The sequence below is a fragment of the Rhizobacter sp. P2_H2 genome (assembly GCF_056403375.1).
Window position 1 is genome coordinate 1 of sequence record NZ_JBFUFP010000151.1, and the last position, 8454, is coordinate 8454.

Genomic DNA, 8454 nt, shown 5'->3' on the forward strand with positions numbered 1-8454 from the left:
GCCTGCATGCGGCGCTCGAGAAGCACGCCGCGGCGCACAACATCGACGGCTACTACCGCGCGAACCACGATTTCCACAGCACCGTGCAGGCACTGGCCGCCAACCGCTGGCTCGACCGCGCCACCACCGACCTGCGCCGCTTCGTGCGGCTGCTGCGCGGGCGCCAGCTGAACTGGCCGGGGCGCATCGACGAATCGATCGGCGAGCACCGCCGCCTGATCGAGGCCATCGAGCAGCGCGACGCCGCGCGCGCCGAGCAGCTGATGCACGACCACCTGCTGGCCCAGCTCGCCGCGCTGAAGGCGCTGCGCGCCCATGAAGCGGCCCAGGAAGCCTCCATCGACCAGGGACAACACCATGCTTGAAGGCCTGAAGAACGCCGCCCGCCGCGCCGGCAACGACCGCGCGCTGCGCAGCCTGATGCTCGACTGCCGCCGCCTGCTCTCCGAGCGCGGCGAGGCCAACAGCGTCGCGATCGCGAGCGGCCTGGTGGCCCGCTTCAGCGGCCTGCCCGACGACCAGCAGGCCGGCTTCTTCGAGCGCCTGTCGCGCGATTTCAGCCCCGACCCGAAGGCGGTGCTGTCGGTGGCGCAGGCCTATGCCGACGAGCCCTCGGCCGACAACCTGATCCGCCTGACCCACCTCGCCGAGCCGCCACGCCAGGAGCTCTTGCGCCGCATCAACCGCACGCCGGGCGGCACCGCGCACATCGTCGCGATGCGCCGCAAGCTGCTCGCCCGCGTGAAGGCGCAGCCCGAGCTGCGCGCGCTGGAGGCCGATTTCCTGCACCTGCTGTCGTCGTGGTTCAACCCCGGCTTCCTGCAGATGCAGAAGGTCGACTGGCGCTCGCCCGCGCAGCTGCTGGAGCAGATCATCCACCACGAGGCGGTGCACGAGATCGACGGCTGGGACGACCTGCGCCGGCGGCTGCAGCCCGATCGCCGCTGCTTCGCGTTCTTCCACCCTCAGCTGCCCGACGAGCCGCTGATCTTCGTCGAGGTGGCTCTGCTGCCCGAGATGCCGGGCGCGATCGCGCCGCTGATCGACAAGAACTCGCAGCCGCTGCCGCCGGACCAGTTCAAGGTGGCGGCGTTCTACTCGATCAGCAACTGCCAGCCGGGGCTGAAGGGCGTGTCGCTCGGCAACTTCCTGATCAAGCGCGTGGCCGAGCAGCTCAAGCGCGAGCTGCCGCAGCTCAAGACCTTCTGCACGCTGTCGCCGATCCCCGGCTTCGCCACCTGGCTGACGGCCCGCAGCGACCTGGCCGCGCTGCCCGGCCTGAAGCGCGGCGAGGCCGAGCGGCTGGTGCAGGCGCGMGAGCTGCTCGACGAAGCGAGCGGCGGCGACCTGGCCACGCTCGCCACCGCCGCCACGCTGCAAGGCCTGGCCGAGGCCGAACGCGAGGCGCTGGCCCGCCTGTGCGCCGCCTACCTGGTGCACGTGTCGACCACGCCGGGCGGCGATGCGGTGGCGCGTTTCCACCTCGACAACGGCGCGCGGCTCGAACGGCTCAATCCTTCGGGTAACCTCTCGCGCAAAGGACTCAAGCAATCGTTCGGGATGATGGTCAACTACCTCTACGACCTGCAGAAGGTCGAGACCAGCCACGAGAAATTCACCCAGGGCGACGTGGCGCATTCGCGCGCCGTGGCCGCCCTGCTGTAGGAAGGCAAGCGCTTCCGCACCCAACGGGCCGAGCGCGGCCCGCCCTGCTCCACACTCAACGACCGGGAGACACCATGAGCTTCGATTCACGACGCGCGCCGACACGACGAGACGTTCTTCGCACCGGCGCCGCCGCGGCGGCCACGCTGGCCGTGCCGTTCGCCGGCGCACAGAGCGGCGGCTGGCCGAGCAAGCCGGTCACGATCGTCGTGCCGTTCCCGGCGGGCGGTGGCACCGATGCGTTCGCGCGCCCGCTGTTCGGGCTGATGAGCAAGAACGCCGGCAAGCAGTTCCTGATCGACAACAAGGGCGGTGCGGGCGGCAACGTCGGCGCCACCGTCGCGTCGCATGCGGCGCCCGACGGCTACACCTTCTTCATGGGCGCGGTGCACCACGCGATCGCCCCGTCGATGTACCCGAAGCTCGACTACAACATCGAGACCGACTTCATCCCGGTGGGCCTGATCTCCAGCGTGCCGCAGGTGATCGTGGTCAACCCGCAGCGCGTGCCGGTCACCGACCTGAAGGGCCTGCTGGAGTACGCCCGCAAGAACCCCGGCAAGCTGAACTACGGCTCGGCCGGCAACGGCACCTCGCACCACCTGGCCGGCGAGCTGTTCAAGCTGCAGACCAAGACCTTCATCACCCACATCCCGTACCGCGGGGCGGGCCCGGCGCTGCAGGACCTGATCGCCGGCCAGGTCGACATGATGTTCGACGGCCTCGGTTCGTCAGCCAACCACATCAAGGGCGGGCGCATCAAGGCGCTGGCCGTCGCCTCCGAGCGCCGCGCACCGGGCTTCGCCGACGTGCCGACCTCGGCCGAGGCCGGCCTGCCCACCTACCAGGTCGCCACCTGGTACGGCCTGTGGGCGCCGAAGAACACGCCGAAGGAGATCGTCGAGGCGATGCGCGCCGAGATGAAGAAGGCGCTCACCTCCGACGACCTCGTGAAGGCCTGGAACGGCCTCGGTGCCGAGACGCCCAACCTGTACGGCGACGCGTTCGGCAAGTTCGTCAACGGCGAGATCAAGCGCTGGGCCGACGTCGTCAAGGCCTCCGGCGCAAAACTTGATTGACGAGGCGCGCGTGCCCGGTTCCATCACGCTGAGCCATGACGAACCCGGCATCGCCCGGGTCGTCATCGCCCACCCCGGCAAGCACAACGCGATCGACATCGCGATGTGGCAGGCGCTGCGCGACGTGTTCGTGCGGCTGCAGGCGCAGGATGCGGCGGATGCGCCGCATGCGGTGATCGTCTGCGGGGCCGACGGGCAGTTCGCGTCCGGCGGCGACATCGGCGAGTTCGCGCAGTTCCGCTTCGACGAGCAGCGGCTGCACGATTTCCACGAGCACACCGTCGCGCCCGCGCTGCAGGCGCTGCTCGACTGCGACATCCCGGTGATCGCGCAGATCGAGGGCGCCTGCGTCGGCGGCGGGCTCGAGATCGCCGCCTGCTGCGACATCCGCATCGCCGGCATGGGCAGCCGCTTCGGCGCACCGATCGCGAAGCTCGGCTTCCCGATGGCACCGGGCGAGCTGCAGCTGCTGGCGCGCGTGGTGCCCGCGCCCACCTTGCGCGAGATGCTGCTCGAGGCGCGCCTGGTCGATGCCTCGCTTGCGCTGCAGCGCGGCCTGGTGCATGCGGTGGTGGCCGACGAACAGGTCGCGCCGCACACGCTGCAGCGCGCGCGTGCGCTCGCGGCGCTGTCGCCGCAGGCCGCGCGCATCAACAAGCGCACGCTGCGCCAGCTGGCCGCCGGCGGGCCGAGCGCCGACGAGCGCCGCGCGCACTACGGCTATGCCGACAGCCCCCAACACCGTGAAGGCATCCAGGCCTTCATCGAGAAGCGCCCGCCGCATTTCCAGCGCGGTTGAAGCGCGGTTGAAGATACCCGAGGAGGTTCGATGAGTAGTGAAAACCTGTTCGCCGCGTTGCGCGCGGCCTTTCCCGCCGACCTCGACGCGACCGCGATCGAGGTGGCCGACGGCGACGCGCCGCTCAGCTACAGCTGGCGCGACCTCGAGCGCGCGACCGCGATGCTCGCGAACCTGCTCGAATCGCTGGAGCTGCCGGCCGGCAGCCGCGTCGCGGTGCAGACCGAGAAGTCGGTCGAGGGCTTGATGCTGTACCTCGCGGTGCTGCGTGCCGGCTTCGTCTACCTGCCGCTGAACACCGCCTACCAGGCCGCCGAGATCGAGTACTTCATCGGCAATGCCGAGCCGGCGGTGGTGGTGTGCGCGCCGAAGCACTTCGGCTGGGTCAGCAAGATCGCCTTCAAGGCGGGCACGCGCCATGTGTTCACGCTCGGCGACGACCGCACCGGCAGCCTGCTGGAGCGCGCCTCGCACCAGAGCGACCGGCATGAGCCGGCGGTGCGCGGCGCCGACGACCTGGCGGCCATCCTGTACACCAGCGGCACCACCGGCCGCAGCAAGGGCGCGATGCTGACGCACGGCAACATGCTGAGCAATGCGCGCACGCTGAAGGCGTACTGGGGATGGAAGCCGGGCGACGTGCTGGTGCATGCGCTGCCGATCTTCCACGTGCATGGGCTGTTCGTCGCGATCCACGGTGCGTTGCTGAACGGCAGCAAGATGATCTGGCTCGCGAAGTTCGACCCGAAGCGCGTGCTGGCCGCGCTGCCGCAGGCAACGGTGTTCATGGGYGTGCCGACGCTGTACGTGCGGCTGCTCGCCGAGCCCGGGCTCACGCACGCGGCCTGCAGCAACATGCGGCTGTTCGTCGCCGGTTCGGCACCGCTGCTGCCCGAGACCTTCAACGCCTGGCGCGAGCGCACCGGGCAGGCCATCCTCGAGCGCTACGGCATGAGCGAGACGGTGATGCTGACCTCGAACCCGTACGACCCGGCCGACGGCGAGCGCCGCGCCGGCACGGTGGGCTTCCCGCTGCCGGGCGTGCAGCTGCGGGTGCGCGACGAAGGCCGCGATGGAGGTCAAGACTGCGCGCGCGGCGAGATCGGCGGCATCGAGGTGAAGGGCCCGAACGTGTTCGCCGGCTACTGGCGCATGCCGGAGAAGACGAAGGAAGAGTTCACCGCCGACGGCTGGTTCAAGACCGGCGACGTCGGCCGCATCGACGAACGCGGTTACGTGTGCATCGTCGGGCGCAGCAAGGACCTGATCATCAGCGGCGGCTACAACGTCTACCCGGCCGAGATCGAGGGCTACATCAACGACATGCCGGGCGTGGCCGAGAGCGCGGTGGTCGGCGTGCCGCATCCGGACTTCGGCGAGGCGGTGGTGGCGGTGGTGGTGCCGCGCGCCGGCGCGCAGCTCGAAGGGGCCGCGATCGCGGCGGCCCTGAAGGCGCAGATCGCGAACTTCAAGGTGCCCAAGCTGGTCGAGCTGGTGCAGGAATTGCCTCGCAACACGATGGGCAAGGTGCAGAAGAACCTGCTGCGCGAGAGGCACAAGGGGCTGTTCGCCGCGGGTTGACGCTGCCGCGCGCGGCGTAAGCGAATGCGTCGCCTGTGAGGGCGCGCAACGCGATTGACATGCTGCGGCACCCCGTGGGCGCGAATGGTCGCCTGCCTGGGTAGCGCCTCCCCCGTCCTACGGGGAACAGCGGGTGTTGCAGCGGGTGGCAGGGCCCTTGCAGGGTTTTCGGCTCGTGCCCATCGGAAAAGCCGCCATGTCCGCCTCGAACCTCGCCCGCACCGCCCTTGCCGCCGCGCTGGCCGCGACCGCCTTCGCCGCGCACGCGGACTACGACCCCGTGGTCGGCAAGCTGCTGTTCGAGGACACGATGAACCAGACGGGCCGCTCGTTCACCGGCAACTGCACCAGCTGCCACACGAACGTGCAGAACCGCCGCGACCAGATCAGCTTCACGACCACCGGCCAGCACAACCAGTTCGCCGCGATCGATGCCGAGACGGCGCTGAACCGCCTCGGCTATGCGCTGAACAACTTCAGCCAGATGAAGCAGTTCCAGGTGCTCGAGGTCGACCAGATGACCGACCTCGCCGCCTACCTCGCCGACACGCCGAAGACCAGCGAGACCGAGCTGAGCTTCTCGGCCAGCGCGGTGAACACCCCGACCGTGTCGCAGAACCTGGACCTGGCCAACGGCAAGACCTTCGGGCAGGTCACGGTGGACAGCGTCGCGATCAGCGGAACCGGCGCGGCACGCTTCACGCTGAAGAGCGACACCTGCAGTGCGCAGAAACTCGCCAACGCGGCCACCTGCCGTGCGACGATCTCGTTCAGCGCCCCGGACACCGCGGGCTACAACGCAACGCTGACCATCACCATGCACCCCGGCACCTCCACCACCAAGTTCACGCGCACCGTCGCGCTGGCCGGTGCGGTCGGCGTGGTGACGCCGCCGCCGAGCGGCGGGAACGGCGGCGGCAGCAGCGGCGGCAGCAACAACAGCGACGAGGGCGGCGGTGCGCTCGGCTTCGCGTGGCTGGGTGGCCTCGCGCTGGCGACGGCGCTGTTGCGGCGGCAACGTGGACGCGCTGCCGGCTGACAGCGGCGACGACAGCCTCTGCCCGCGCTGCGAGCGGGCGTTCCATTGCGGCGTGAATGACGACCAGCCGTGCTGGTGCAGCCGCGTGGTGCTCAGCGCGGAAACGCTGGCGCGGCTTCGGTCGGCGTACGACCGGTGCCTGTGCGGCGATTGCCTGATCGAGATGTCTCAGGCTGCCGATCTCGACGCGCAGGTCGAGCGGAATCCCTCGCGTCAATAGCGATCCTTGCGGTCGCGATAGCCGTTCTTGCGCGCGCCTTTGGCGATGCCCGCCAACTCGGCAAGTTCGGGAACCGGCATCACGAGAACACCGTTGCCTTTGGGGATGAACACGAACTCCTGACCGGCTTGCCAGTTCTGCTTCTCACGCACGGCTTTCGGATTGGTGATCTGGAATTTGCTCGACAGGGTGGCGGTGGCGTTCATCCTTGTACCCCTCTCAGGCATCGATGAGACTGAGTGGCACCGGGCCGGAGGAAGTTCCTGCGCCGCAAACGCAAACGCGGGCCGTGTCGCCACGGCCCGCGCCTCGAATTCACGTCAACCGTGCGCGCTCAATCGCTCGCGTAGATGTCGACGTCCTTCGTCTCCTTGACGAACAGCATCCCCACCACGAAGGTGATCGACGCGAACACGATCGGGTACCACAGGCCGTTGTACATGTTCCCGGTCTGCGCCACGATCGCCAGGCCCGTCGCCGGCAGCAGGCCGCCGAACCAGCCGTTGCCGATGTGGTACGGCAGGCTCATCGAGGTGTAGCGGATGCGCGTCGGGAACATCTCCACCAGCATCGCGGCGATCGGGCCGTAGACCATCGTCACGTAGATCACCAGCACCGACAGGATCGCCACCAGCGTCCACCACTGGCCGCTCATGAAGGAGATCGGCTTGGCCTTGGCCGGGTAGCCGTGTTCCTTCAGGGCCGCCGCCACGTCCTTCTTGAAGGCGGCATCCTTGGCCTTGGCCTCGTCGGCCGGCAGCCCCTTCGACGAGAAGGATTCGATCGTCTTGTCGCCGATCGAGATCTTCGCCGGGCCGGTGCCGGCCACGTTGTCATAGCTCACCGAGCCTGCCGCCAGCACCTGCTTGGCGATGTCGCACGAGCTGGTGAACTTGGCCACGCCGGTCGGGTTGAACTGGAACGAGCACTCCGACGGGTCGGCCGTCACCGTGACCTTGGCGCTCTTCTGGGCCGCCGCGAGCTCGGGGTTGGCCGTCTCGGTCAGCGCCTTGAACAGCGGGAAGTAGGTCAGCGCCGCGATCAGGCAGCCGGCCATGATGATCGGCTTGCGGCCGATCTTGTCCGACAGCGTGCCGAACACGATGAAGAACGGCGTGCCGATCAGCAGCGCGGCGGCGATCAGCACGTTGGCCGTCGCCCCGTCGACCTTCAGCGCGCCCGTCAGGAAGAACAGCGCGTAGAACTGGCCGGTGTACCAGACCACGGCCTGGCCCATCGTCAGCCCGACCAGTGCCAGGATCRCGATCTTCAGGTTCTTCCACTGGCCGAACGACTCGGTCAGCGGTGCCTTCGAGGTCTTGCCCTCTTCCTTCATCTTCTTGAAGGCCGGCGATTCGTTCATCGACAGGCGGATCCACACGCTGACGGCCAGCAGCAGGATCGAGACCAGGAACGGAATGCGCCAGCCCCAGTCGGCGAACGCTTCCTCACCGATCCAGGTGCGCGTGCCCAGGATCACCAGCAGCGACAGGAACAGACCGAGCGTCGCCGTGGTCTGGATCCACGAGGTGAAGGCCCCGCGCTTGCCGTGCGGCGCATGCTCGGCCACGTAGGTGGCGGCACCGCCGTACTCGCCGCCGAGCGCCAGGCCCTGCAGCAGCCGCAGGCCGATCAGGATCACCGGGGCGGCGACGCCGATCGATGCGTAGGTCGGCAGCACGCCKACGATGAAGGTCGACAGACCCATGATCAGGATCGTCACCAGGAAGGTGTACTTGCGCCCGATCATGTCGCCCAGCCGCCCGAACACCAGCGCGCCGAACGGCCGCACGATGAAGCCGGCCGCGAACGCGAGCAGCGAGAAGATGACCTGCGAAGCCGGGTCGAGGTTGGAGAAGAACTGCTTGCCGATGATGGCGGCCAGCGTGCCGTACAGGTAGAAGTCGTACCACTCGAACACGGTGCCGAGGCTGGACGCGAAGATGACCTTGCGCTCCTCCGCCGTCATCGGCGCCGCGGGGTTGCGTGCCGGTTTGGCCACTGCAGTTGCCATTGGAATGTCTCCTTGTCGTCAGGCTCCTTGCCGAACGGCAAGGCGTGCCGCATCTTC

At 68.7% G+C, this 8454-nt stretch carries 9 protein-coding genes; 7 read left to right on the top strand and 2 right to left on the bottom strand.

The annotated features are described in order from the left end of the window. The 7 genes from AC1D15_RS11145 to AC1D15_RS11175 form a co-directional block, all read left to right on the top strand. On the top strand, positions 1-365 hold a 365-nt coding region (locus tag AC1D15_RS11145; RefSeq protein WP_477826016.1), incomplete at its 5' end, for a GntR family transcriptional regulator. Next, entirely contained in the window at positions 358-1665 is a 1308-nt protein-coding gene (locus AC1D15_RS11150) for a malonyl-CoA decarboxylase (RefSeq protein WP_465112683.1), read from the top strand. The genes AC1D15_RS11145 and AC1D15_RS11150, both read left to right, overlap by 8 nt. Positions 1666-1739: 74 nt before the next feature. Next, positions 1740-2744, top strand: a complete 1005-nt coding sequence (locus AC1D15_RS11155) for a Bug family tripartite tricarboxylate transporter substrate binding protein (protein ID WP_047506902.1) — start codon at positions 1740-1742, stop codon at positions 2742-2744. Between the two features lie 10 nt (positions 2745-2754). Continuing rightward, a complete protein-coding gene (locus AC1D15_RS11160) occupies positions 2755-3543 on the top strand; it encodes an enoyl-CoA hydratase/isomerase family protein (protein WP_477826017.1) in 789 nt (262 codons plus the stop codon). A gap of 30 nt (positions 3544-3573) precedes the next feature. Continuing rightward, positions 3574-5124, top strand: coding sequence for a malonate--CoA ligase (locus AC1D15_RS11165; protein ID WP_477826018.1), 1551 nt, complete (start codon positions 3574-3576; stop codon positions 5122-5124). Positions 5125-5320: 196 nt separating this feature from the next. Then, entirely contained in the window at positions 5321-6163 is an 843-nt protein-coding gene (locus AC1D15_RS11170; RefSeq protein WP_477826019.1) for a hypothetical protein, read from the top strand. Then, the gene (locus tag AC1D15_RS11175) at positions 6144-6383 is read left to right on the top strand and encodes a cysteine-rich CWC family protein (protein WP_052212083.1); all 240 of its coding nucleotides are present in this window, start codon (positions 6144-6146) and stop codon (positions 6381-6383) included. The genes AC1D15_RS11170 and AC1D15_RS11175 overlap by 20 nt, the downstream gene beginning before the upstream one ends. Here the strand turns inward: AC1D15_RS11175 and AC1D15_RS11180 are convergent. Together AC1D15_RS11180 and AC1D15_RS11185 are read right to left on the bottom strand one after the other, a co-directional pair. Further along, a complete protein-coding gene (locus tag AC1D15_RS11180; protein WP_477826020.1) occupies positions 6377-6589 on the bottom strand; it encodes an AbrB/MazE/SpoVT family DNA-binding domain-containing protein in 213 nt (70 codons plus the stop codon). The genes AC1D15_RS11175 and AC1D15_RS11180 overlap by 7 nt on opposite strands. Before the next feature lie 128 nt (positions 6590-6717). Beyond that, positions 6718-8397: an MFS transporter gene (locus AC1D15_RS11185; RefSeq protein ID WP_477826021.1), complete on the bottom strand. Its 1680-nt coding sequence runs from the start codon at positions 8395-8397 to the stop codon at positions 6718-6720. Between the last annotated feature and the right edge of the window lie 57 nt (positions 8398-8454).

Coding starts and splice junctions, on each gene's coding strand:
- AC1D15_RS11155 (WP_047506902.1), top strand. CDS start 1,740: ATGAGCTTCGATTCACGACGCGCGCCGACACGACGAGACGTTCTTCGC.
- AC1D15_RS11170 (WP_477826019.1), top strand. CDS start 5,321: ATGTCCGCCTCGAACCTCGCCCGCACCGCCCTTGCCGCCGCGCTGGCC.
- AC1D15_RS11180 (WP_477826020.1), bottom strand. CDS start 6,589: ATGAACGCCACCGCCACCCTGTCGAGCAAATTCCAGATCACCAATCCG.